Annotated in this window: 20 protein-coding genes and 1 riboswitch; of the genes, 14 read left to right on the forward strand and 6 right to left on the reverse strand. The window is 53.3% G+C overall.

All coding sequences use genetic code 11. The features are described 5' to 3' along the window. Positions 1-10: 10 nt before the first annotated feature. Complete coding sequence (locus ACN0RL_RS15315; RefSeq protein ID WP_417518398.1) at positions 11-1,243, reverse strand: M48 family metalloprotease; 1,233 nt, start codon at positions 1,241-1,243, stop codon at positions 11-13. A 381-nt stretch (positions 1,244-1,624) separates the two neighbouring features. Here ACN0RL_RS15315 and htpG point away from each other — a divergent pair, with 381 nt between their 5' ends. The 5 genes from htpG (at position 1,625) to ACN0RL_RS15340 (ending at position 8,273) form a co-directional block, all read left to right on the forward strand. Continuing rightward, the gene (gene htpG / locus ACN0RL_RS15320; protein ID WP_417518318.1) at positions 1,625-3,517 is read left to right on the forward strand and encodes a molecular chaperone HtpG; all 1,893 of its coding nucleotides are present in this window, start codon (positions 1,625-1,627) and stop codon (positions 3,515-3,517) included. A 4-nt stretch (positions 3,518-3,521) separates the two neighbouring features. Beyond that, positions 3,522-3,740: a DUF2835 domain-containing protein gene (locus tag ACN0RL_RS15325; protein ID WP_417518320.1), complete on the forward strand. Its 219-nt coding sequence runs from the start codon at positions 3,522-3,524 to the stop codon at positions 3,738-3,740. A 131-nt stretch (positions 3,741-3,871) separates the two neighbouring features. After that, positions 3,872-6,043, forward strand: coding sequence for a catalase/peroxidase HPI (katG, locus tag ACN0RL_RS15330; protein WP_417518322.1), 2,172 nt, complete (start codon positions 3,872-3,874; stop codon positions 6,041-6,043). Positions 6,044-6,178: 135 nt separating this feature from the next. Beyond that, positions 6,179-7,156, forward strand: coding sequence for a tRNA dihydrouridine synthase (locus ACN0RL_RS15335; RefSeq protein WP_417518324.1), 978 nt, complete (start codon positions 6,179-6,181; stop codon positions 7,154-7,156). Positions 7,157-7,280: 124 nt separating this feature from the next. After that, positions 7,281-8,273 carry an MBL fold metallo-hydrolase gene (locus tag ACN0RL_RS15340; protein ID WP_417518326.1) on the forward strand — a complete coding sequence of 331 codons (993 nt, stop codon included), beginning with the start codon at positions 7,281-7,283 and terminating at the stop codon, positions 8,271-8,273. A 2-nt stretch (positions 8,274-8,275) separates the two neighbouring features. Here the strand turns inward: ACN0RL_RS15340 and ACN0RL_RS15345 are convergent, their stop codons facing one another. Then, positions 8,276-9,289 (reverse strand): class I fructose-bisphosphate aldolase, encoded by a 1,014-nt coding sequence (locus ACN0RL_RS15345; RefSeq protein WP_417518328.1) that lies wholly within the window; start codon positions 9,287-9,289, stop codon positions 8,276-8,278. 182 nt (positions 9,290-9,471) lie between these two features. On the opposite strand from ACN0RL_RS15345, the gene ACN0RL_RS15350 reads away from it, so the two are divergent. Then, positions 9,472-11,538, forward strand: coding sequence for a dehydrogenase (locus ACN0RL_RS15350; protein ID WP_417518330.1), 2,067 nt, complete (start codon positions 9,472-9,474; stop codon positions 11,536-11,538). Positions 11,539-11,561: 23 nt separating this feature from the next. On the opposite strand, the gene ACN0RL_RS15355 is transcribed toward ACN0RL_RS15350, so the two are convergent. Beyond that, positions 11,562-11,828 (reverse strand): DksA/TraR family C4-type zinc finger protein, encoded by a 267-nt coding sequence (locus ACN0RL_RS15355; RefSeq protein ID WP_417518332.1) that lies wholly within the window; start codon positions 11,826-11,828, stop codon positions 11,562-11,564. 145 nt (positions 11,829-11,973) lie between these two features. Between ACN0RL_RS15355 and ACN0RL_RS15360 the strand changes: the two genes are divergently transcribed. Further along, positions 11,974-12,732, forward strand: a complete 759-nt coding sequence (locus ACN0RL_RS15360) for a DUF1499 domain-containing protein (protein WP_417518334.1) — start codon at positions 11,974-11,976, stop codon at positions 12,730-12,732. Then, positions 12,729-13,391: a class I SAM-dependent methyltransferase gene (locus ACN0RL_RS15365; protein WP_417518336.1), complete on the forward strand. Its 663-nt coding sequence runs from the start codon at positions 12,729-12,731 to the stop codon at positions 13,389-13,391. The genes ACN0RL_RS15360 and ACN0RL_RS15365 overlap by 4 nt, the downstream gene beginning before the upstream one ends. A 31-nt stretch (positions 13,392-13,422) precedes the next feature. On the opposite strand, the gene ACN0RL_RS15370 is transcribed toward ACN0RL_RS15365, so the two are convergent. After that, positions 13,423-13,782 carry a carboxymuconolactone decarboxylase family protein gene (locus ACN0RL_RS15370; RefSeq protein WP_417518338.1) on the reverse strand — a complete coding sequence of 120 codons (360 nt, stop codon included), beginning with the start codon at positions 13,780-13,782 and terminating at the stop codon, positions 13,423-13,425. Between the two features lie 249 nt (positions 13,783-14,031). Between ACN0RL_RS15370 and ACN0RL_RS15375 the strand changes: the two genes are divergently transcribed. Then, complete coding sequence (locus ACN0RL_RS15375) at positions 14,032-14,682, forward strand: DUF2202 domain-containing protein (RefSeq protein WP_417518340.1); 651 nt, start codon at positions 14,032-14,034, stop codon at positions 14,680-14,682. A gap of 192 nt (positions 14,683-14,874) precedes the next feature. Then, positions 14,875-16,305, forward strand: coding sequence for a diguanylate cyclase domain-containing protein (locus ACN0RL_RS15380; protein ID WP_417518342.1), 1,431 nt, complete (start codon positions 14,875-14,877; stop codon positions 16,303-16,305). Here the strand turns inward: ACN0RL_RS15380 and ACN0RL_RS15385 are convergent. Continuing rightward, positions 16,302-16,685 carry a YajD family HNH nuclease gene (locus ACN0RL_RS15385; RefSeq protein ID WP_417518344.1) on the reverse strand — a complete coding sequence of 128 codons (384 nt, stop codon included), beginning with the start codon at positions 16,683-16,685 and terminating at the stop codon, positions 16,302-16,304. The two genes, ACN0RL_RS15380 and ACN0RL_RS15385, sit on opposite strands and share 4 nt — an antisense overlap. Before the next feature lie 221 nt (positions 16,686-16,906). Here ACN0RL_RS15385 and ACN0RL_RS15390 point away from each other — a divergent pair, with 221 nt between their 5' ends. The 3 genes from ACN0RL_RS15390 to ACN0RL_RS15400 are packed head-to-tail and all read left to right on the forward strand — an operon-like array spanning position 16,907 to position 20,094. Beyond that, complete coding sequence (locus ACN0RL_RS15390; RefSeq protein ID WP_417518346.1) at positions 16,907-18,115, forward strand: efflux RND transporter periplasmic adaptor subunit; 1,209 nt, start codon at positions 16,907-16,909, stop codon at positions 18,113-18,115. Continuing rightward, positions 18,063-19,343 (forward strand): ABC transporter permease, encoded by a 1,281-nt coding sequence (locus ACN0RL_RS15395; RefSeq protein ID WP_417518348.1) that lies wholly within the window; start codon positions 18,063-18,065, stop codon positions 19,341-19,343. Before ACN0RL_RS15390 ends, ACN0RL_RS15395 begins: the two co-directional genes overlap by 53 nt. Further along, on the forward strand, positions 19,336-20,094 hold the full coding sequence (locus tag ACN0RL_RS15400) for an ABC transporter ATP-binding protein (protein WP_417518400.1): 759 nt from the start codon (positions 19,336-19,338) through the stop codon (positions 20,092-20,094). The genes ACN0RL_RS15395 and ACN0RL_RS15400 overlap by 8 nt, the downstream gene beginning before the upstream one ends. Positions 20,095-20,100: 6 nt before the next feature. Here ACN0RL_RS15400 and ACN0RL_RS15405 read toward each other — a convergent pair whose 3' ends face one another. Continuing rightward, entirely contained in the window at positions 20,101-21,315 is a 1,215-nt protein-coding gene (locus tag ACN0RL_RS15405; protein ID WP_417518350.1) for a serine hydrolase domain-containing protein, read from the reverse strand. Positions 21,316-21,482: 167 nt separating this feature from the next. Then, a riboswitch (glycine riboswitch) is annotated at positions 21,483-21,581 on the forward strand. Between the two features lie 163 nt (positions 21,582-21,744). Here ACN0RL_RS15405 and ACN0RL_RS15410 point away from each other — a divergent pair. After that, entirely contained in the window at positions 21,745-22,989 is a 1,245-nt protein-coding gene (locus ACN0RL_RS15410; RefSeq protein WP_417518352.1) for a D-amino acid dehydrogenase, read from the forward strand. Positions 22,990-23,000: the final 11 nt, after the last annotated feature.

Below are 23,000 nucleotides of genomic sequence, written 5' to 3' on the forward strand. Positions count from 1 at the left end.
CTCCGTGACTTTATTGAGTGAGCGCAGCCAGCTTTTGGCGGGCTTCCTCAGCAATTGCGCCAGAGGATTCCGCCGCTGTGCTGTAATAGGCGATGGCGTCCTTGCGGTTGTTTTCTTTAACCGCTATGTCTCCGAGGCGCAGGAATGCAATTGAAGTAGGCACAACCTGATTGGCCCGGGACAGGTTCTCCCGCGCCTTGTCAAGATTGTTGAGCTTCAGCGCTGTCAGGCCGTTATGCAGACGATACACAAACATTTCGGGGTACAGAGACACGGCCTTGTCGAAATCAGCTGAGGCCTGGTCGTGTTTGTCCTGTTCCTGGTAGATACGGCCACGCAGGGAATAGAACATGGCTTCGCGGGGCAAAAGCTTGATGGCCTCGTTAACTTTTTCAAGCGCCGCATTCATGTCGCCGTCGGAGGCCAGCTTCATGGCTTCATCATAAGCGTCGTAGGCGGGCTGGACCTTGCGCAGGGTCGCCGTTTTCTTTTTATAGACGTCTGCACCGCGGTAGCCACCGCCACCTATCTTGGCGACCAGTTTGCTGTTCTCGCTAACGCGCTTGGCTGAAGGTGGGTGTGTAGCAAAGAGACCGTCCACAAACCCCGCCTGCTGGCCCTTGGAAAGATCAAGAAAAATCTCCTGCATCTCCACGGCGGCCTGCGGATCGTAGCCGGCCCTTTTCATATAAATAATGCCGTAGTGATCCGATTCCAGCTCATCGCCCTGGCCGTATTGCGCCAGGGCAAGCTGTGCCCCTATGGCTGCGCCACCCATAAGCAACCCCGCCCACTCATTGTCAGACAGCGCAAAACCCAGACCAGCGACGCCCGCGCTGATCAGCATGCCCTGTTGCATACGCTGAATGCTGTGGCTCGCTGCTGCGTGAACAATCTCGTGGCCAAGCACGGAAGCCAGTTGGGCTTCATCTTCAAACTTGGTCAGCAGCCCACGATTGATGGCTATCTTGCCTCCGGGCAAGGCCCATGCGTTAGGCACGCTGCTGTTGAGCACCACGAATTCGTAGGGCAGGTCGGGGCGATCGCTTACCCGCGCCAGTTTCTGACCAACCTCACTCACGTATAGCGTAAGCTCAGGATCAATGTAGAATTGCCCGCCCTGAGTCTGCTGCGTGGGCGTATACTGCTCGGCACCAATGGCGAGCTCCTGGCCCTCTCCAATCAGGGAAAGTTGTCGCTCGCCGGTTACCGGGTTTACAGAGCATCCCGCAAGCAGCAGCATAAGCGTTATGATCGGAAAACAGCGTTGCAAGACGGTGTTTTTCACTCTCGACTCCTGTGATTGAATTCCTGACATCTATAATTACACGGCTGCTGCCGGCTTTAAACACCGGTGCTCCAGAACCAACACCCGAACTACAGGTTTGTTCCGAATGAACGATCAAATTCGAACCGACCCGATTAATCCCGTTCCAAGCCGATTTCGACGGCAAGGGCGCTCTTCCTGTTAGAAGACGAATCCGCTTTCCACTCCGGGGCTTGAAATGCCCCGGAGCGCCCCCACTTTTTGTGCATGACTGATTCCCAAGTCGGATGACGCGGGAGCGAGGGGCCTTCGCTCCCGTGTCCCCTCGCACATGTTCCATGCAGGAGAGACAAATAAATGACGGTTGAAACGCAAAAAGAAACTCTGGGTTTTCAGACCGAAGTGAAGCAGCTACTTCACCTGATGATCCATTCCCTGTACTCAAACAAAGAAATCTTCCTCCGCGAGCTGATTTCCAATGCCTCCGATGCCGCCGATAAAATGCGCTTCGCCGCCGTAAAAGACGACGGCCTTTACGAAGGCGACTCAGAGCTGCAAATCCGCCTGGACTTCGACAAAGAAGCCAACACCATCACATTGGCTGACAACGGCATCGGCATGACCCGGGATGACGTTGTTCAGAACCTGGGCACCATCGCCCGCTCAGGCACAGCAGAATTTCTTCAGCAGCTCTCCGGAGACGAAAAGAAAGACAGCAAACTCATCGGCCAGTTCGGCGTAGGCTTTTACTCCGCCTTCATCGTTGCCGACAAAGTAGACGTATTTACCCGCCGTGCAGGCGCGCCAGCAGAAGAAGGTGTGCATTGGCAATCCGCCGGAGACGGTGAATTCACCATCGAGCAGGTTGCTCGCGAAAAGCGCGGCACCGAAATCGTTATTCACCTGAAGCCGGAAGCCACCGAATTTGCTGATGGCTACCGCCTGCGCAATCTGGTGAAGAAGTACTCTGACCACATCTCCTTCCCGGTCATCATGAAATCCGAGCCGAGCGAAGAAGGCGAAGAGGTCAAAGACGAAACTGTTAACGACGCAACCGCGCTCTGGACTCTGCCCCGTACCGAAATCAAAGACGAAGAGTATAAAGAGTTCTACAAGCACATTGCCCACGATTTTGAAGACCCGCTGACCTGGTCCCACAACAAAGTTGAAGGCAAACTGGACTACACCAGCCTGCTGTACATCCCGGCCCGTGCACCGTTTGATATGTATAACCGTGATGCGCCCCGTGGCCTGAAGCTCTATGTGCAGCGCGTGTTCATCATGGACGATGCGGAACAGTTCCTGCCGTTGTACCTGCGCTTTGCCAAAGGTGTGGTGGACTCAAACGATCTGTCCCTGAACGTCTCTCGTGAAATTCTGCAGAACGACGCCACCGTGGACAGCATCCGCACCGCGGCCACCAAGCGCGTGCTGGATATGCTCTCAAAGCTGGCCAAGAAAGATGCCGATGCCTACCAGAAGTTCTGGGGCGAGTTTGGTACCGTTTTGAAAGAAGGCCCGGCGGAAGATTTCAGCAACCGCGAGAAGATTGCCGGCCTGTTGCGCTTTGCGACAACGCATACCGGTGAAAGCGCTCAGAACGTATCTCTCGACCAGTACATCGAGCGCATGAAAGAAGGTCAGAGCAAGATCTATTACATCACCGCCGACAACTTCATGGCTGCCAAGAGCAGCCCGCACCTTGAGGTCTTCCGCAAGAAAGGTATTGAAGTGCTGATCCTCTCTGATCGTATTGACGAGTGGATGATGGGTTACCTGAACGAGTATGACGGTAAGTCATTCCAGGACGTCGCCCGCGGCGATCTTGATCTTGGCGACGTGGAAACCGAGGAAGACAAAAAGCACAAGGAAGACGCTGCCGAAGAACATAAAGATCTGCTGGAGCGCATTAAAACAGCACTCACCGATCGGGTTCAGGACGTGCGGGTAACCAATCGTCTGACTGACTCACCAGCCTGCCTGGTTACCGGCGATTTTGATATGGGCGCCCAGATGAAGAAGATCATGGAAGCGGCGGGCCAGAAGGTTCCGGACAGCAAGCCGATCTTCGAAATCAACGTGGATCACCCGCTGGTTCAGCGCCTTGAAAGCGAAAAGGGCGATGAGCGCTTCAACGAGCTCTCCGCGGTTCTTCTGGATCAGGCTACACTGGCCAGCGGCGAACAGCTGCAGGATCCGGGTGCCTACGTGACTCGCCTGAACCGTCTGTTGCTGGAACTGGCTAACTAAGTCCATGCAGCAGATTATTGTGGATATCAGCATCAGCCCTGATGAGTGGATAAAGCTCTATCAGGGTGTTGCTACCGATGTTCACACCCGTGCCCGGGACGGACGCTCTGTCCGTTTCCCGGCTCGAATCCTCTCCCGCTTCTACCTCCGCGACGGCGTTCGGGGATCATTTCGTATCCTGTTCGACGACGCCGGCAAGTACTCCTCCATCGAAAGACTATGATCTTTCGTTTATCGATATTCAAAAACTCTCAACATTTTATTTTTAATTAATTGTTTTTGATGTGCTCCAAGGGACTAACCTGTTTTTGAAGCAATCGATACCTGCCGATGAGGCAGGAAAAGGAGAACACTATGACTCAGAGTAATTCCGGCGGAAAATGCCCTGTGATGCATGGCGCCAATTCAACCACCAGCCGTAACGTAACGAGTTGGTGGCCAGAGGGGCTCAATCTCGACATCCTGCACCAGCATGACCGCAAGACCAATCCGCTTGGTGAAGACTTTGATTACCGTGAAGAAGTCAAAACTCTCGATTTTGATGGTATCAAAAAAGATCTCCACGCCCTGATGACGGACAGCCAGGACTGGTGGCCGGCAGACTGGGGTCACTATGGTGGCTTGATGATCCGTATGGCCTGGCACTCAGCGGGCACCTATCGTATTGCGGATGGCCGTGGAGGTGGCGGTACCGGTAACCAGCGCTTTGCACCGATAAGCTCCTGGCCAGATAACGTCAGCCTTGATAAAGCCCGCCGTTTGTTGTGGCCGATCAAAAAGAAGTATGGCAACAAGATCAGCTGGGCAGACCTGATTATCATGGCCGGCACGGTGGCCTATGAATCCATGGGCCTGCCTTCCTACGGTTTCTCCTTTGGCCGCGAAGACATCTGGCACCCGGAGAAAGATATTTACTGGGGTGCAGAGAAAGAGTGGCTGGCGCCGTCAGATGAGCGTTATGAAGATGTAGATAAGCCAGACACTATGGAAAACCCGCTGGCTGCCGTACAGATGGGCCTGATTTATGTGAATCCGGAAGGCGTAAACGGTAAGCCGGATCCGCTGAAAACTGCAGAGCAAGTGCGTGTGACTTTCGCCCGCATGGCCATGGACGATGAAGAAACAGCTGCATTGACGGCTGGCGGACATACTGTTGGCAAATGCCACGGCAATGGCGACGCCAGCGCGCTTGGCGCTGAGCCTGAAGCCTGCGATGTGGAAGAGCAGGGCATGGGTTGGAGTAACCCGAATTGGGATGGTACGGCCAGTGGTGCGGTGTCTTCGGGCATTGAAGGTGCCTGGACAACGAACCCGACTGTTTTTGATATGGGTTACTTTGAGCTGTTGTTTGGCTACGAGTGGGAGCTGAAAAAGAGCCCGGCCGGCGCCCAGCAATGGGAACCCATTGATATGCCGGATGAGGTAAAGCCGGTTGATGCCAGTGACCCCTCGGTGCGTCATAACCCGATCATGACCGATGCGGATATGGCTATGAAGATGGACCCGAAGTACCGGGCTATCTGCGAAAAGTTCATGGCAGATCCTCAGTACTTCAAGGACACTTTTGCCAGGGCATGGTTCAAGCTGACTCACCGTGATCTGGGGCCGAAAGCCCGTTACATTGGCCCGGAAGTTCCGGCCGAAGAGCTGATCTGGCAAGACCCGATTCCAGCCGGTCGCACTGACTACTGCGAAGAAGTGGTCAAAGTAAAGATTGCCGAAAGTGGTCTGAGCATTGGCGACATGGTCAGCACCGCCTGGGACAGCGCTAGAACCTACCGTGGTTCAGACATGCGCGGTGGTGCAAACGGTGCCCGCATTCGCCTGGCTCCGCAGAAAGACTGGGAAGGCAACGAACCAGCCCGTCTGGCGAAGGTTCTCAAGGTGTATGAGCAGATTTCTGCCGACACAGGTGCCAGCGTAGCCGATGTCATTGTTCTGGCAGGCAGCGTGGGAATCGAGAAGGCTGCGAAAGCCGCCGGCTATAACGTTCGCGTACCGTTCCTTAAAGGGCGTGGCGATGCCACCGATGAGATGACGGATGCGGATTCTTTCGAGCCGCTGGAACCGGTAGCGGATGCGTTCCGCAACTGGCTGAAGAAGGATTATGTGGTCAAAGCGGAAGAACTGATGCTGGATCGCGCGCAATTGATGGGCCTGACAGCACCGGAAATGACCGTTCTTATTGGCGGTATGCGCATGCTTGGAACCAATTACGACGGAACCAAACACGGAATCTGGACCGGCCGGGAGGGTCAGTTGACGAATGATTTCTTCGTTAACCTGACCGACATGGGCAACACCTGGAAGCCTGCGGGCAACAATCTCTATGAGATTCGTGACCGCGAAACCGATCAGCTCAAGTGGACCGCGAGCCGCGTCGACCTGGTGTTTGGTTCTAACTCCATCCTGCGATCGTACGCTGAGGTGTACGCCCAGGATGATAACCAGGAGAAGTTTGTTAAAGACTTCATTGCTGCCTGGACCAAGGTCATGAACGCAGACCGTTTCGACGTACAGAAGTAATTCGAAGGCAACAGGCCGGGCACTCGTTTAAAGGAGTGCCCGGCTATCAACTTTTCTTTATATTCCTTACAATCCTCTCCGCCTGATTTTTGATCAGCTGCACTCTCATTCTGTCTTTCAGCTTCTGGAGTTTTCATGCGAATCATCCTTGCTCCCATGGAAGGACTGGTCGACGCACCTATCCGCGAAACCCTGACCAAAGTCGGCGGGATTGACCGGTGCGTTACCGAGTTTATTCGCGTGACCCACGGCATGCTACCGCCCCGGATTTTCTATAAGTATGCGCCCGAGCTTCATAACCAGTCGCTCACTCAGGTAGGTACGCCGGTGGCTGTTCAACTATTGGGTTCGGATCCGGAACAGATGGGCCTGCATGGGCTTAAAGCCGCGGAATTGGGCGCTACCCAAGTGGATATCAATTTCGGTTGCCCTGCGAAAACAGTGAACAAGCATAAAGGTGGCTGTGTGCTGATGCGTGAGCCAGAGTTGATGCATGAGATTGCAGCTGCCGTTCGCAAGGCCGTTCCCGCGGGTGTGCCAGTCACTGCAAAAATGCGCCTTGGGTATGACGACCGCTCTATGGGCGTTGCCTGCGCTCAGGCGCTGGAAGCCGCCGGTGCAGAGGAGATCGTTATTCACGCGCGCAGCAAGGTGGATGGTTACAAGCCACCGGCCTACTGGGAAGAGATTGCCAGAGTTCGTGAGGCGGTATCGGCTCATGTCATTGCCAACGGCGAGATCTGGACAGTGGCGGACTATTGGCGTTGCCGGGAAGTGTCTGGTTGCGACGATGTGATGATCGGCCGGGGCCTGATTGCCAGGCCGGACCTGGCTCGCAAGATCAAAGCGAGTCAAGAGGGCGTTGAAATTGCGGATATGACCTGGCCCGAGGCGGTAGCTCTGGTTCGGGAGTATGCGGAAGTGCTGCAAGGCTGGCTTGAAGACAAGTACGTCACCGGCCGTATCAAACAGTGGATGAACTTCCTGCGACAGGGCTTTCCGGAAGCTGAGGCAATCTGGCAGGACGCCCGTAAAATCCGGGAAGTAGCGCCAATGCTCGACTGCCTTGAGCAAAAGATCCCACTATCACGCAGGGCAGAGTGCGCCGCCTGAAGCCTGCTTTTTCTCACCATTTCTTCGTTGTCTTTCCTGATTGCGAACTACACTGGTACAGAGTTGGTCTGTGTTCGTAAACATTGTGGTCTGTAAAAACAAAACCACGAAGGAGGGATCTTTGATGACCAAAAAACTGAAATCCGGGGCCTTGAAAGGGCTTCTGAGCGGAGTTTGTCTGTCGCTTGGGCTGGTGTCCGGTGCAGTCGCTGCAGAGGGTGATGTCAAGGTCACGCCTTTGGGAAGCCATGATGGCGAGTTCTGTGCGCTGGACCGGGCCATGGTGTTTGAAGATCCCAACGGTACCCGCATTCTTTATGATGCTGGCCGCACTGTTGCTGGTCCTGATGATCCCCGCCTTGGCAAAATTGACGTGGTTCTGGTTTCGCACATGCACGGCGACCACCTGGGCGACCGTCGTATCAAAGAAACCAACGCCGGTAACTGCGGTGGGCCGGAATTCCCGGTGGTCACTCTGCCGCAGTCCAATACCGTGGATATAGCGGTGAAAAAACAGGCAAAGATTGTCACCGGCAGCGAAATGCCGGCGTTTTTCGCCGCCAAGCTTGAAGCCGCCGGCGGTGATCCAGCCAACTCCATACTGGTGCGCTTCGGTGCGGAGGTGAACGTTGGTGGTGTGGCCATCACGACCGTCCCCGCAGTTCACAGTAACGGGGTTTCACCATCCTTCCTCACCGGCCCGCTGGCGGAGTACCTGAAAGCCGCAGGCGTAGGCGCGAGCGTGGGGCCACCAACCGGTTACGTGCTGACTTTTTCAAATGGTCTGGTGGTCTATCTCTCCGGGGATACCGGTATTACGGCCGAGCAGAAGCTGGTAGTGAACGACCATTACGGGGCTGAGCTGGTGGTGATGAATATTGGTGATAACTTTACTACCGGGCCCAAAGAGGCGGCTTACGTGATCAATGATCTGATCGATCCGAAAGCCGTCATTGCCTCCCATGCCAATGAGCCAGCTACATCTGGTGGAGAGCTGAAGCAGGGCACGAAAACCGCCTTGTTCAGGGACCTGGTAAAAGTCCCCATGCATGTTCCGCTAAGTGGGCGCACCATCGCCTTCAACGGCGACGGTGGCTGTTCGAGCGGGTGTGACTGAGATCAGCCTTCCATATCCGCTCTGTAGCTTCCTGAACAGGCTGCGCCGTTGAGCCTTGCCCGCTCAAGCATGGCATGCTGGACAGCTTGTGCGTTGTCCAGCTTTCCTGCCCAAGCCTTCTGCGCGGGTTCTTGCAGGGCCCGGCCGTAGGAAAAACTCAGGCTCCAGGGTTGTGCTCCACGGCTGTTCATGGCGTTCAGGTTGAGAGTGGCTTCTTCGGGTGTCTGGCCTCCGGAAAGAAAATTGATGCCCGGTACGGCGGCCGGCACAACTCTCCGAAAAACCCGCAAAGTGGCTTCCGCCACCTCTTCCGGAGAAGCTTTCGCACACTCTTTGCCCGGGGTTACCATGCTGGGTTTGAGAATCATGGTTTCAAGTTGCACACGGTGGCGGCGCAGGGCATTGAAAACCTCCGCAATCACCACTTCGTTCACTTCCGCAGAACGCTCGATAGAGTGGTTTCCGTCAATCAGCACTTCCGGCTCCACAATCGGGACAATGCCAACGGACTGGCAGAGTGCAGCATAGCGAGCCAGCATTTCGGCGTTAGCCTCCACCGCCTGGCGTGAGGGCAGGGCGTCAGAGATGTTGTATACAGCGCGCCATTTGGCAAAGCGGGCGCCCTGGCTTTTGTAGATCGCCAGGCGGTCGTCGAGGCCGTCCAGCCCGTAGGTTATTTCATCCCCCGGCGCGTTAATCAGTGGCTTTTTCCCTTTGTCGACCTTAATGCCCGGCACAATGCCCTGGCTTTCCAGCAGCTTGGGGATCGACACATTATCCAGACTGTTCTGGCCAAGGGTTTCTTCAAAAAGAATTACGCCACTGACGAATTCCCCAAGCCCGGGTGAGGAGAAGATCAGGCTGCGATATTCACGGCGCAGGTCTTCCGTGGATTCAACACCAACCGCTTTGAAACGCTTTGCAATGGTGGGATGGCTTTCATCCGCGGCAAGAATTCCCTTGCCTGGCTGAACAAGGCTTTGAATCGTTGAATTCAATTCGTTTTGAATACTCATGCTCACTCCTGTGCCATGATGAATGATGTGATCTGTTCCAGCTCTCTTATTTCATCAGTGTAGTCCGTTCATTGGTTGCTGGCGCTGCGATACGGGTCATAATTTGATCTGAGCTAAGGCAATTTTTCAGATAATGCCATACGCTGACCACAACTAAGGTACGACAAGAACAAGGACTGGGTATGAAGACAGTTATTAGCGTAAGTCAGGGCTCATCCGAATACGATTACGATCTCGAAACGGAGTTTCTGGGGCAGTCCTTCCGGGTTATTCGCGCGGGAACCGACGGTGACCTCTCTCGCGCAGTATCGCTGCTGAAGACTTATCATGATCGGGCGGATGCCTTTGGCCTCAGCATGGTATCTGATCATTACAAGGTTGGCTCGGTGCAACTGGAACATCCGGATACCGCCAGACTGGAAGCCTGCATTCCCGACAAGCCGATAACCAGCGGATCCGGATTGCGGGGCATCCTTCAGGAGTGGGCGGTGCGCCATACCCAGTCGGAGCTGGGCCACTTCTTTGATAATGCCCGGGTACTCTTCATGAACGGGCAGGCCGGCTACCGTGTAGCAAAAGCGCTCTCCGAGCATACCGAAAACCTGTTTTTTGCCGACCCATACATGGACTTCGGCGTGCCGCGCTTACTTACTTCGCTTAAACAGCTTGAAACCTATAGTTCACTGACGGCTCCGATCATGTTCCGCCCATCAGCTGTGAAGATGGTCGAAACCGCGCTCCGCACGCCGTTGTATCGCCTTGGTGAGGGTTTAATCAAAGGTTCCCTGCACCAAGCGGTGAAAGATGCTCATGTGATCGTTGCCCACATGGGCGATCTGGAGAATTTCACCGATAAGGAGCTGGACGGTAAAACCATCATTACTTCCCGTGTGTCGGAAGCGGCGATGGACTGGATGCGCGCCCGCAAGGTTGCGATGGTAGTTGATTACAGCCCCTGGCTGGAAGGTCGTCCCGTAGGTGTGAACGTGATGGAAGCGATGATCAGTGCCGCGCTTTCTCGTTCCCCCGAACAGCTGGGTGCAGATGACTATCTTAATGTTATTCAGAGTCTGGGTATCGAGCCCCGTATTCTCTACCCGAACGGCTATCGCAGGATAAACCGGTTTGCCTTCGTGATTCACCCGCTGTCACAGCAGTACCTCACCAAGACACGACCGCTGGATTGGGTAGCCAATGTGTCACCGCCGATGGTAATGAACCTGGTAGAAAAGGCCGTGGCCTACTCTCCGCCGTTTATCTACTCGAAAGTTACCGGTATCAAATCGCCCACAGGAGACGAGGTGGAGGGGTGGTTGATTACCGTAGGCGGCACGCCTAAGGAAATTATGGCGCACGACCCTGAATTTACCTACAGCCGGTTACTGGCAGCGGCCAACCTGGCGAAAAAGCTGGGCGCACAGATCATGGGCCTGGGTGCATTTACCAAAGTAGTGGGAGACGCCGGTATTACCGTAGCGAAACGGGCGCCACTTCCCATTACCACAGGTAACAGCTACAGCGCGTCCGGGGCTCTTTGGGCCGCCAAGGATGCGGTGAAAATGATCAACCGCGCTAAAATTGGTAAAAGTGGAAAAATGGCTGGAAAAGCCATGGTTGTGGGCGCAACGGGTGCAATTGGATCAGTTTGCGCACGCCTGCTCGCCAAGGCGGTGGATGAGATATACCTGGCGGCGCCGGAGCCCGCCAAGCTGCTTGCCCTGAAAGAAAGCATTGAACAGGAGACCCCAGGGGCCATTGTGCATGTGGCCGGCTCCGCAGATCGCGATATCGAAGACATGGACATGATCGTGACAGCCACCTCCGGTGCAGGTAAACGAATCCTGGATATCACCAGGGTTAAGCCCGGCTGTGTGATCACTGATGTGGCTCGCCCACTGGATATATCGGCACAAGATGTGGCAAAACGCCCCGACGTGCTGGTGATCGAATCCGGAGAGGTTCAGCTTCCGGGCGACGTGCATATGAAAAACATTGGCCTGCCTGAAGGGGTAGCCTATGCCTGCCTGGCAGAAACCATCGTTCTGGCCCTGGAAGGCCGTTTCGAGAACTTCACACTGGGGCGTAACATTGAGTGGGAAAAGGTTCGGGATATCTACAAACTGGGCCTGAAACACGGAATGGAACTCGCGGCCATATCCGGCGTGAACGGTGTGTTCAGTGAAGAAGATTTCGAACGCGTCAGGGTGCTGGCGGCAAAACGCGACGCCGGTGAGACTGTCGAGTATTAACCGGAGCCGGGCGTTCCGCCCGGCTATCGCAGCTGGCTGTCTTTGCTGCCTCGGCGGTTGATGCCGCCCGATGCCATTTTCTGCTTTTCTAGTGCCGCCTGGCAGTTTACACACAGGCGGACACCGGGAATGGCTTTGCGCCTCGCCTCCGGAATAGGGCAGTCGCACTCCTCGCAGAATTCTGCGCTTTCGCCCGTGCCCAGCCGGCTTCGCGCCTCGGCTACGGCATCCTCAACACTCGCGTCAATCTGATCCTGCACCGCACCATCTCGGGCCCAGCCACCAGCCATAATGTAGCTCCTGTCAAAATGCATGATCTACCGCCCTGCTCAGCATATCAAAGCCACGGTAATCGGGCTAAGGTGAGTGTACGTAAAGGTAGCGGTGCGATTTTCTTTATCCGGCTTTATGATGCTCAGCGAAAAAGGAACCAGAATGCTGTCAAAATCAAACTCTATCCGCCGTGGCGGAAAATGGCCTGTGATTACTGCCTGGCTTGCTGTGATTCTGCTCATCACCGCAGGAGTGCTGATGGCAGCTGCCGGGCCAGTCTACAGGGCTGAGCTGATACAGTTGGGCACCTCATTCACGTGGTTGCGCCAGGGTGCGCAGCTGGCAGCAGGTGCGGCAGTGTTGGGGCTGATAACCCTGGTGCTTGCAGGTGTTCTTCGCCGCTGGCGCCCGGCAATTGTGGGAGCTCTGGTCTGCATAGCCGTTGTCGCCATGATCGCCATGCCAATGCAGATGAAGCAGCGTGCCCAGAGCGTGCCGCCTATCCACGACATCACAACAGATATGAACAACCCACCCGCCTTCACATTGCTGGCCGCCGCCCGTGAGGAAGCACCCAATGCAGTGGATTATCCGGGTGCGGAAACTGCACGCCAGCAACAGGCCGCCTATCCGCAGCTAAAGGCAATTAACCTCAGCATGCCCATGACCAGCGCTATGGAAGCTGCCAAATCGACCATTCAGGCGCGGGGCTGGGAAATTGCCGGAACCACTGCCAACACCATTGAAGCCACCGCGACCACCCGCTGGTTCGGTTTCAAAGACGATGTTGTAATCCGCATGGCTGAAACACAAAGCGGTGTGAAGGTAGATATGCGTTCCGCATCAAGGGTAGGGAAGAGCGACCTTGGCACCAACGCCGAGAGAATTCAGGCTTTCCTTGAGGATTTGGCGAACCAATGACATCGCCTCTGCGACTTCGCTATCAAACCATTGAGTTCGGCAACGTGGACATTCACGTTTGCACGCTGCGTGACAACCAGCAGTTCGATGACCCGAATGACATCGCTCTCAAATTAGGCATTTCGTCTGCAGCCTGGCCGATTTTTGGCGTTATCTGGCCTTCAAGCCTGGTACTTGCGCATTACATTGCGTGCCATAAAACGGAGGGTAAGAGAATTCTTGAAATCGGTTGTGGAATGGCGCTGTCCAGCCTGTTGCTGAACCAACGCAACGACGATATCACGGCAACCGATTATCACCCGGAAGTGGGCGTTTTTCTTGAGCGAAACACACAGCTCAATCATGGAAAGGCTATCGGCTATCAGCGTATTAGCTGGTCGGATGAGGCCAGTGATCTCGGCTTGTTTGACATCATTATTGGCAGTGACCTGTTATATGAAGACGAGCATATAGATCTCTTGGCTGACTTCATTCACAAGCACTCCAACACGACCTGTGAAGTAGTAGTGGTTGATCCGGGAAGAGGCCGCAAGAATAAATTTTGCAGGCGGATGGAAAGCCACGGGTACAGCTTTTCACAAGAGAAGCCTGAGCATACCGATTATCTGGAAAAGCCGTTCAAGGGGCACATACTGAGGTTTTGGCGGGCTGTTGTGTAAAACCCGCCAAAGCCCCTCTATAAGCAGCAGGTTATGAGTCGCCCTGGCTCGAACGCTCCATGAACTGTTCTGTTGCCTGCATGGCCTCAATACCGTAGACCATAGAAGGCCCGCCTCCCATCAGAATCGCGACCGACACGGTCTCTGCGATTTCTTCCCTGGAGGCTCCTGCCATCAAGGCATCGTGCACGTGGAACGAGATGCAGCCATCACAGCGCACCGTGATTGCAATTCCCAGCGCGATCAACTCCTTGGTTTTTCCATCCAGTGCTCCGTCTGAGAGGCTCGCCTTGTGCAAGGCGCCAAAGCCTTGCATGACATCCGGAATGGCAGCACCAAGCTTGCCCATCCAGGTATTCAGTTCTTCAAAATGTGCTGGGAAATTCTTCATGGCAGTCTCCTGTGTGTATGGCTTGTAATCATAGATCAAAACCGATTTAAGGACCTTTAATGTAAAGCATAACATTCATGGAATTATTAATATCTATATTGACCTCTGTCAATTTTCATTAATTATTATAATAAAAATATCATTTTAAAGGTTACAGATATTTTGATTTTATTTAATGCCCCACATTTATATTCCGAGAGCATAATATAAGTAAGTAGATTGAATGTCGGAACCCAAGAGGAAGTAAATATGAAGATTAGACCTTTAATGAGCGCAGCTGTTATCGCATCTCTTTTTGTGGGCGGGATGGCCATGGCGGCAGGCGGACCGAAGCATGGTGGCGCTGGCAAGGGTTTGAATCAGGTGCAGTCAACCGAGTTGACGGATATTGAAACCAGCGACCTGCAGTATATGCGAGAAGAAGAAAAACTGGCCAGAGATGTGTATCTGACTCTGGATCAGCACTGGGGCTCGCAGACACAGGTTTTTGCCCGAATAGCTGTGTCAGAAGAGACACACACCAGCACCGTTGACTATCTGCTGCGCAAGTTTGGAGTAGAGGATCCTGTTGTAAACGACACCATTGGCGTATTCACCAACCAGGAACTTCAGGCGCTTTACAATGAGCTCGTGGCCAAAGGAAAAACCTCGTTTATCGACGCACTCCATGTTGGCGGCCTTATTGAAGAAAAAGACATGCGCGATATTCTGGTCGCCATCAGCCAGACCGATGAGAGGGCAATCACACTTGCCTATTCGAACTTGCTCGACGGCTCGAAAAGCCATCTGAAGGCTTTCGTTCGAGTTATCGAGGCTCAGGGACTGACCTACGAGGCTCAGGTTCTGGACGCAGAAGAAGTCAGGCTCATTCTCGATGACGAGAGCCAGGTTGAAGACTAGGTAGGCGTTTGGCCAAAAATGATGCGGTAGGAAGGTCGGTCGATTCTCAACGGGGTAGTTGCAGGAGGGCTGGCTTTTCGGGTACCTTCGTGGGGCCAATGTGTCGTGTAACTATATAGACATCGGTCCTTCGAAGCAGTCAAAGAAGAAAGCTGCTAAAGCTAACGATTTTTGTTTACTGAGCGTTGTAGAATGATTGATTCAGTAGAGAAATCAGACGTTAATTTTGGCAGTTCGACTGCAAAGTCATACTTGTTTAATTCAGTATTCTTTATTGTTTCTTTTTGGTCTCTGAATCAGGTGGCGTATCTTTTTTCAGTGACAGAAAACGTTAGTATATTTTATCCTCCATCCGGTTTTGCAATGCTCTTGATTTATTTATTCGGGGCAAAATATATTCCTGTTTATTTCATAGCAATAATTATCGGTGGCTTACCACATCGTGATATATTGAATTACGACTTGAATTTATTTATTCCAGATATTCGCCAGCTGGTCATTTATGGTTCTGCTGGTTTGTTATTAGGAAAGATTCATCCAAAAAAACTTACGCTTAATGCTACATTTTTTTATTTATTGATACTGACTTCTATAGTGACGGCATTTTTGTCAGCGACTATATTTTTGATGAGTTCTCAGGAGCTTGGGAATCCGTTCAGTACTGATTGGTTTGAATCAGTATCATTGTTTTTAGTCGGGAATTTAACGGGTTCGCTTACAGCTTTGCCTATTTTTATATTTTATTTATATCTCAAAACTATAGGTTGGGACGCTCTGAAGTCGGATGTTGAGCGCAACGTTTTACGACCCGAGAAAATTATTGCTCTTTTTATTATACTTTTTTTGTCATTTTTTGTGGTTTCCCTGGGAATGTTCAGTGAGAATTTTTCCACTTATTACTATCTTGTTCTGGTTCCCATTATCTGGACCGCTGTTAAGTGGGGTTTAGGAACAGGATTGATGTATGCCTTTATTGGCAATGTTTTTACGCTCGCCATGTATGTTTTATTTGGTTATTCGTATTATGGTTTGCTTGAGGTTCAGCTCATTTTTTCTGTATCGATAATTTCGACGATATTAATTGGTTTGGTGCATGCAGAAAAAGATCTTTTTTACAAAAATTCGATGTATGACGGCCTAACAGGTTTGGCAAACATGAGGCTGTTTAAAAACCTGAGCACATCCATGATTGCCAGTGCACACAGAAATGGCGAGAAAAATGCCTTGCTTTTTATTGATATTGATGGATTTAAAACCATTAATGATACTTTTGGCCACAAAGCGGGCGACGATTTGCTCCGGCAGATCAGCGTGCTTTTAAAAAATTGTATTAGAGATTCTGATTCCATTGCGCGGTTTGGTGGTGATGAATTCATCATTCAGTTGGATGGTGGCATATCAGAGAGCGGCGCGGAAACGGTTGCTTCGAACATCATTGAAAGTATTTCAAACGCTTTCGATTTCGGCGAAAGCGTTGCCAGAGTGGGGGCGAGCATTGGTATTTCGATCTACCCAAGAGACGGCGCCGATATTGATACTCTGATCAGCAAAGCGGATAGAGCAATGTACGCTGCGAAAGCCAGCGGCAAGAATTGTTACCGACTGCATGGGCAGTCGACCTAATCCGGGCTCTCCAGTTTCTTTTCGAGGGCTTCCTTGAGGCCGGCAAACGGGCTGTGCGTAGCCGCTTCCCGCCTTTTCTCAGAACTGCCACCGTAACGCACGAAATCCTCAAATTTACTATGTTCTTCATCGTGACAGTACACACATAACAGCTCCCAGTTACTGCCATCAGCGGGGTTGTTATCGTGGTCGTGATCGACATGATGTACCGTCAACTCTCGTAAATTGATGCGGGTGAACTCGCGTGCGCAGCGCCCACAAACCCAGGGATACATTTTCAGCGCGCGCTCGCGGTAACCAGCTTCCCGTCTTGCGATGTAGTCACGTTGCTCAGCGAGTAGCTTATCCACCTTGCTTGTGTTGCCGGCGTTCTGGCTCATGTCGAATTGTCCTTACCGCACATTGTTGCGAGCTTCTTTTATTTGTTCCTGATGCTTGAGATCAATTCTATACCCACTGAAGCCCGTTCGGCTCGTTCAGTAAAGATATTTTTACTGAATTGCGTGACAATACTGGTAGTTGCGGCGCAGTCATCGAACTTCTGCATCCCTGCCTTCTCGATTCAAACGAGCCGGTTCAGCCGTGCTCCAAAGAGGCTTAAATGCGCATAGTTTATGGAATTGTCATTGTTGCGGTGTGCGTTGGTTTGGCTGTGGGCGTACAAAAATGGCGAGGCCCGGTTGTCCCGGGGCTAAAGGTTGAGTTGATGCCGCTCGAGCTGCGCATCGTGGCCAGTGGGGAAGTGCGTTATCAGTCAGTGGCACACATCGGTAGCGAAATCACGGGTACCGTTACGGCGCGACATGTACGTGAAGGCGATCGGGTTCAATCAGGGGATTTGCTCATAGAGCTTAACCCCAAAGAATTACAGTCACGCCTGGCCCAAGCGCAAACCCTGCTTCAACAATTGCAAAAGATCCGTCGGCCACAGGCGCAAGCTGCTTTGGTTGAGGCGCGTGATAACTTGTTGCAGGCCAGCCGTGAAGCTCGACGCCGGGAAGCCCTGGCCGATAAAGGCACCATTTCCATCGAGCTGGCTGAACAGGCGCAGCGTCTTGAGCTCAATGCAAAAACCGCTTTAACCCGAGCTCAGTTGGTCGCAGATTCCCTGGCGGCCGACAGTACGGAGGAGAGGTTGCTCAAACAGCGAATTGAGAGCGCCGAAGCTGAGCTTGCAAAAACCCGTATCTACGCCCCTTTTTCCGGGCGCGTCCAAACGCGTAATGTAGAGCCCGGTGATCTCGTGCAGCCGGGCATAGTACTGCTGGAAATTGCCCGCAGCGAAGGTGCTGGTGGCGTTGGTGCAAGCAATGATGGTCTCGAAGTGGTTGTCGCGCTTGATGAGAAAAACTTTGCCCCCCTGAAACTGAATCAGCCGGTACAACTGGTTGCTGATGCGTGGCCAGAACAGACGGTTCCGGGCATAGTGAGTTTTATTGCCCCGGCAGTGGATAGCGCTCGCGGAACTATTGATGTGCATATCAGTGTGCTTTCTGATAACCCGAATGAGCCTAATGCCTTTCTTCAGGGAATGACGGTTTCTGCCAATATTATTGCTGCAGAACGCGAGCGTGCTTTGGTGTTACCCAACGACTATTTGCGATTCGATTCGAGCCAGCAGCCACAGGTTTTTCGTTGGCAAAATGGTGAGGTCAGCGCCGCAGAGGTGCAATTGGGCTTGCGCAATATGACCCACAGTGAAGTCGTCTCTGGCTTGGCTGAGGGCGATGTGGTGGTGGAGGCGGATACATTGAGCGATGGCCAGCGCGTCCGTGTGCGCTTCGAGCAGGCACAGCATGTCATTCGTTAGCCGCATAGGTCATTTGCGAGACTCTCTCTGGATTGAATGGCGGATTGCCCTGCGATTTTTAGCCGATAACCCACTACAAACCCTGTTGATCAGTGTCGCGATTTCGGTAGGCGCGGCGGTGATCGTTTTCATTACTGCATTGATGATGGGACTGCAGGACAACATCATAGACAAGACCCTGGGCACGCAAGCGCACATTCGCATTGAGGCGACGCGGCAGGATAATAACTTGTCAGCCATTCCTGCCGGTCATTATGTCTGGGCGATTGAGAGCCCTCGCGCCCAGCGCTTACAAACCATTAATAACTGGCAGGAAGTGCGCAACGCGCTGGATACCAATGCATTATTGAATACCGTCTCGCCTCTTATTTCAGGCCCCGCCTTTGCGCAAAAAGGCACAGCGCGTGCCTCCATCGCGCTGATGGGTATCGATCCAGAACGCTATGCCGGCATCATTGATCTGAAAGGCTATCTACGCGAAGGGCGCTTTAGTGTCGGGGCAAACAATGTCTTGATTGGTAGTCAGCTGGCTGAAGATTTAGGCCTGCGCACCGGTGATAAATTGCGGTTGGATGCAGGTGATAATCGCCAGGTCGTAGTAGACGTGGCGGGCATCTTTGAACTGGGTGTGGGAGAGTTAGACAGCCGCTATGTGTATACCGACCTGAAGCAAGCGCAAACGCTTCTCGATCTGCCCGGCGGTATTACGATTCTGGAATTGAAGATTGCGAACGTGTTCGATGCTGAATACTGGGCGCAACGCGTTCAGAACCTGACCGGCCTGCATGTAGAAAGCTGGATGGAAAGCAATGGCCAGCTTCTGAATGCGCTCAGTTCACAAACCATGACAACACAAATGATACGTGTGTTTGTTGCTTTGTCCGTGATTTTCGGCATCGCCAGCGTGCTGGCTGTGAGTGTGGTACAGCGCACCCGTGAGATTGGTATTTTACGTGCCATGGGCAGTTCCCGGCAGCAAATTTTGCGGGTTTTTCTATTGCAGGGGGGGTTGCTGGGCCTGGCAGGCTCGCTACTGGGAGTGATTGTCGGCTATACCCTGGTGCAGGTGTTAAACAAATATGGCGAACTCCTCTTTGTGATTCGGCTGGAGCCTTTCATGCTGCTCTCGGCAATTCTGATTGCGACGGCGGCGGGTGTTATTGCTGCGGCAATACCGGCACGCCGTGCAGCGCAATATGATCCTGCAGTGGCCATTCGTTATGTCTAGACCTCGGGAACTCACGAGCTCTGCGGTGCCGCAGGTAGTATTGCAGCTGGATAAGTTGAACAAGATTTTTAACACCGGAACACCGCTGGAAAATCATGTTCTACACGATATTTCTCTGCGGGTTCGCGCCGGTGAATTGGTTGCATTGGTCGGTACGTCTGGTTCAGGAAAAAGTACGCTGCTGAATGTGGTGGGTTTGCTGGATGAGCCTTCTTCGGGTGAACTGCGTATTCAAGGGCATTTGACCCAGGGTATGAGCGAGCAGCAACGCACCCAACTGCGCAGTGAATCAATTGGCTTTGTGTTCCAGTTTCACCACCTGATCAGCGCGTTCAGCGTGCTGGATAATGTGCTGATGCCGCTGATGCTGCGTTACGGAAAACCCTCGGCAGAGCAGACTGCTTATGGCGAATATTTGTTAAGCGAAGTTGGGTTGACTGACTACATGCGCCAGCCAACCAATCGTTTATCCGGTGGGCAGCAGCAGCGGGTAGCGATTGCGCGGGCCTTGGTTACGCGGCCGGCATTAGTGTTGGCTGATGAGCCAACGGGTAACCTGGATACGCAAACTGCAGATGAAGTATTCAGCCTGTTCGAGCGTTTTAACATTGAGCATAAATGCGCGATTGTGATTGTCACTCATGATCCACGCTTAAGCCTACGTTGCCCGCGCACGATACGCCTGACCGATGGCCGTATTGTTTATGATGGCGCTTCAGCGGACTCAAATGTTGTCAACGCTTACCTTTGAGGGGGTTCACACCAACGCTCCATTAACAATAGCCCGCAACTCCTGACGAATCGGGTAAGTGGAGGAGGGGATCAGTTGGGTCATGAAGATGACCACCAGCTCCTCGACCGGATCGATAAAAAAGTTGGTGCTCGCCAGACCACCCCAGCCGTACTCGCCAACCGATCCATTGGTCTGTGATTTGGCAACGTCGGTCTTTACTGAAAAACCCAGGCCAAAACCGCTGCCGGCATAGGGTGTCTCGCTGAACGCGCCTACGGAGAGCCCAGGCAAATCCTGATTGCCGGGCAGGTGGTTACTGCGCATGAACTCGAGAGTTTTGCGACCAATAATCCGCTGCCCCTGAAACTCCCCTCCCTGGCAAAGTGCCTGGGCAAAATGGAAATAGTCGTCAATGGTAGAGACCAGCCCGCCGCCGCCCGAGAGAAACGTCCCCTGGCGCCGGAAAGTTGAAGTTTCCGGATCGTCCTGCAGCTTGAAATGATCGCCGGGTTGATACTGATAGCAGGCGGCGAAGCGCTCAAGCTGATCGTCACGAACGTGGAAGCCCGTATCCGCCATGCCCAGGGGGGCGAATATATGCTCTTGCAAGTATTCATCAAAGGGCTGGCCAGACAGCAACTGCACCAGATACCCCAGCACATCCGTGCTGACTGAATAATTCCAGGCTGTTCCCGGCGAGAATTCCAGTGGAAGTTCCCCCAGGTGGCCGACCAATGCTTCCAGCGTCAGATTCCGGCTACCATCGAGCTTCAGTTCCCGATAGGCAGCGTCAACGTTGGTGCGGTTCATAAAGCCGTAGGTGAGGCCTGACATGTGCGTGAACAGGTCGCGAATGGTCATGAAGTTGGTTGCAGGTGTTGTCAGAAAATCAGGATAGACACCGCTTTTATAAACCCTCAGGCCTTTCCAGCCCGGAATGTATTTGTGTACCGGGTCATCCAGCAAAAACCGCCCCTGCTCGTATAGCTGCATCATGGCGATAGAGGTGATCGGCTTGGTCATGGAATAGATGCGGAACACCGTATCCCGGCTGACCGGTTTGTTACGTTCCACATCCATCAAGCCCTGAGCTTTAACATAGGCAATTTCGCCGCGTCGGGCCACCAGGGTGAGCGCGCCTGGTAGTTTTCCGGGCTGGATATAGCAACGGTCCAGGTGGCCTTCAATATTGCGAAGCTGTTTTGGATCAAGGCCTGCAACCTGTTTGAGTTCCGTCATAAAGAAGACACCTTATTGTCTGATTTTCGAAATCAATCATATCGCTGATCAGCCGTTACGACACGCTCTGGCAGCAAGGACGTTAGCACGTTCCTGTTGCAGAGAAGATGTTGTAGAGCCGAATTATTTGCTATGTTGTGACGCAGGATAGGATTAAATGCAAATCCAACGTGTTAGCGGGAGAGACTGAATCACACGGTTGTGTGGTCGGCGCCGAAGGAGCAACTGCCCCGGAAACTCTCAGGCAAACGGACCGCTAACATGAAGACTTTCCGAAGAGCTGCCGGCAACTGCGTTAGCCGGCACACCGAAGGAGCAAGCGGCCGTTTTTATAAAACGGCGCGTGAATCTCTCAGGTCCCGTGACGGAAGGGGTGCTTTCTACCATGCTGCGTAGAGAGGAAACCCTGGACGCTCCCTGGAGATTGCTATGAAGCGAATTGCAGTTATTGGCGGTGGTATTACCGGTATCACGACCGCATACACACTTGCCAAGCGCGGCTTCGATGTCACCGTTTACGAGAAGCACCGTTATGCGGCAATGGAAACGTCCTTTGCCAACGGCGGCCAACTGTCGGCTTCCAACGCCGAAGTCTGGAATAACTGGCAGACCATTGCCAAGGGCATCAAGTGGATGTTTCACAATGACGCCCCGTTGTTGGTCAATCCCACGCCCTCCTGGCATAAACTGAGCTGGTTCGCCGAATTCTGTGCCGCAATGCCCCAGTACGAAAAAAACACCACCGAAACCGCGCGTTTGGCAATTGCCGCCCGGGAATTCCTGTTTGAATGGGCGCAGGAAGAAGGCATCGATTTTGACCTGAAGAAGCAGGGCATTCTGCATATCTATCGTGACAAAGCCGGTTTCGACCACGCTGCGAATGTCTCGAAACTCCTCGCCGCTGGCGGCCTCGAGCGCCGCGCCGTTACACCTGATGAAATGCGTGCAATCGAGCCCACTCTGGCAGGAACCTATTACGGTGGTTTTTTCACCGAGAGTGATTCGACTGGCGATATCCACAAGTTTACCAATGGCCTGGCCGAGGCAATTCTGCGCCTTGGGGTGAAAACATGCTACGGACACACGGTGACCGAACTGAGTGCGGATCAATCCAATGCGTGGGTAACCTCATTTGACGGCGAACAGCAAACCCGTGAAACCTACGATGGCGTAGTGATTTGTGCCGGTGTTGGTAGCCGGGCGCTGGCCGCTAAGCTGGGCGACCGCGTTAACATATATCCGGTGAAGGGCTATTCCATTACGGTTGAGCTGGACGACGAGGCCTCACAAAAAGCGGCACCGACCGTAAGCCTGCTCGACGATGCCACCAAGCTGGTAACCAGCCGGCTGGGTGATACCCGTTTCCGCGTAGCGGGTACGGCAGAATTCAATGGCTACAACCGCAATATCAGGGATGACCGTATTCGCCCGCTTACACGCTGGGTAGAGCAATGCTTCCCGGGCGTTTGTACCCGGCGCGTTGTGCCCTGGGCCGGGCTGCGCCCCATGCTGCCCAACATGATGCCGAGAGTAGGGCCGGGCAGCCTTCCCACCGTGTTCTATAACACGGGCCATGGCCATCTGGGCTGGACCCTGTCGGCCATTACCGCAGAAAAGCTGGCGGATGCCGTTGAGACTGCATCTGCAGGTGTTGCCGTGAGCCTGGCTCGCTAATTCCCGCTTAT

This window comes from Marinobacter sp. (assembly GCF_048259445.1).
GTDB lineage: Bacteria > Pseudomonadota > Gammaproteobacteria > Pseudomonadales > Oleiphilaceae > Marinobacter.